Source organism: Actinomadura sp. KC06, from assembly GCF_004348735.1.
Lineage (GTDB): Bacteria > Actinomycetota > Actinomycetes > Streptosporangiales > Streptosporangiaceae > Spirillospora.
Map to the genome: position 1 here is coordinate 1 of NZ_SMKT01000364.1, position 2,119 is coordinate 2,119.

At 69.8% G+C, this 2,119-nt stretch carries 2 protein-coding genes; one reads left to right on the plus strand and one right to left on the minus strand.

Translation table 11 applies throughout. The features are described from left to right. On the minus strand, window positions 1–368 hold a 368-nt coding region (locus tag E1287_RS43025), incomplete at its 3' end, for a DUF5319 family protein (protein ID WP_243719843.1). Window positions 369–609: 241 nt separating this feature from the next. Between E1287_RS43025 and guaB the strand changes: the two genes are divergently transcribed. Next, on the plus strand, window positions 610–2,119 hold a 1,510-nt coding region (gene guaB, locus E1287_RS43030; RefSeq protein ID WP_131971882.1), incomplete at its 3' end, for an IMP dehydrogenase.

The window sequence follows — 2,119 nt, forward strand, 5'->3', positions numbered from 1 at the left end:
AGACAGGGTACAGGGTCGCCGTGACCTGGCCCGATACCGCCACCACTTACGGGAAGGTAGTCATGAACCCCGCCGAGCCCGAGAAGTTCCTCCCGCAGGCCCTCGTCGAGCAGGTGGCGCAGGTTGCCGTGCAGGAGCTCCCAGTCGATGTAGTGGAGCTTGCCGCAGTCGCCGCAGTCGACGGTGAGCCCGCGCACGCCGAGCGGTTCCAGCAGGGCTCTGAAGACCTCAAGGTCGGCGAGGTCGGCCAGCACGTCCTCCCGCTCCGTCACACTGAGCGGAGCGGTGTCGTCGCCCGGGTCGCCGAGCGCCGCCGCCGGGTCCTCCGGGTCCCCGGCGAACGGGTCGAGCGGAGCATCGTCGTGCACACACCCACGCTACTGCTACGCGCCCGACGCGGTGCACCCCCCTGTCTTCTCTGTGCGTGAACAATCACGGGGCGTGCGCGCCAGCGGGAATGTACAGGGCCGTCGGCCTTGTTGCGTGATGTCATCAAGGCCACGTGGCCGCCGTCGGCAAAGCCCGTCCGGCCGCGGGTTCACGCCCTACCATGGGTACAGGGTCGCCGTGACCTGGCCCGATACCGCCACCACTTACGGGAAGGTAGTCATGAACCCCGCCGAGCCCGAGAAGTTCCTCCCGCAGGGCCTGACCTTCGACGACGTGCTCCTGCTGCCGGGCTACTCCGACCTGCAGCCCGGCGAGGCCGACACCACGACCCGGCTGACCCGCAGGATCTCGCTGCGCATCCCGCTGGTGTCCGCGGCGATGGACACGGTGACCGAGGCCCGCACGGCGGTCGCGATGGCGCGGCAGGGCGGCATCGGCGTCCTGCACCGGAACATGTCGATCGAGGAGCAGGCGGAGCAGGCCGACCGGGTCAAGCGCTCCGAGGCCGGGATGATCACCAACCCTGTGACGTGCCTACTGGACGCGACGCTCGCCGACGTCGAGGAACTTTGCGCCCGCTATCGGATCTCGGGCGTGCCGGTGACCGACGTTCGGGGCGTCCTGGTCGGCATTGTGACGAACCGGGACATGCGTTTCGAGTCCGACCCGTCCCGTCCGGTGCGCGAGGTCATGACGCCGATGCCGCTGGTCACGGCGCCGGTGGACGTGACGCGCGACGAGGCGTTCCGGCTGCTGGCCGGCAACAAGGTGGAGAAGCTCCCGCTGGTGGACGCCGACGGCCGCCTCAAGGGCCTGATCACCACCAAGGACTTCACCAAGAGCGAGCAGTACCCAGACTCCACCAAGGACGCCGACGGACGGCTCCTCGTCGCCGCGGCCGTCGGCGTCGGCGAGGACGCGATCCGCCGCGCGCAGGCCCTCATCGACGCCGGCACCGACGTGATCATCGTGGACACGGCGCACGGCCACTCCAAGGGCGTCGCCGACACGATCGCCACGATCAAATCGAACGCGGGCGTCGAGGTCGTCGGTGGCAACATCGCCACCTACGCGGGCGCGAAGGTCCTGGTGGAAGCGGGCGCGGACGCGGTCAAGGTCGGCGTCGGACCGGGTTCCATCTGTACCACCCGGATCGTCGCGGGCGTCGGGGTCCCGCAACTCACCGCGATCTCCGAGGCGGCCCGCGCCGCCCGCGAGGCCGGTGTCCCGGTGATAGGCGACGGCGGCCTCCAGTACTCCGGCGACATCGCGAAGGCGATCGTGGCGGGCGCCGACACGGTCATGCTCGGCTCCCTCCTCGCGGGCGTCGAGGAGTCCCCCGGCGAGCTGATCTTCGTCCACGGCAAGCAGTACAAGTCGTACCGCGGCATGGGTTCGCTCGGCGCCATGCGCAACCGGGAGCGCGGCGGCTCCTTCTCCAAGGACCGCTACGCGCAGGCCGACGTCAGCGCCGAGGAGAAGCTGATCCCCGAGGGCGTCGAAGGCCAGGTCCCCTACCGCGGCCCGCTCGCCAACGTCGCGCACCAGCTCGTAGGCGGCCTCCACCAGTCGATGTGGTACGCCGGAACCCGCACGATCCCCGAACTGCAGGAACGCGGCCAGCTCATGCGCATCAGCACCGCCGGCCTCCGCGAAAGCCACCCCCACGACATCCAGATGACCGTAGAGGCCCCCAACTACCTCTACGGTCATCTGGATGTCGTGGGGG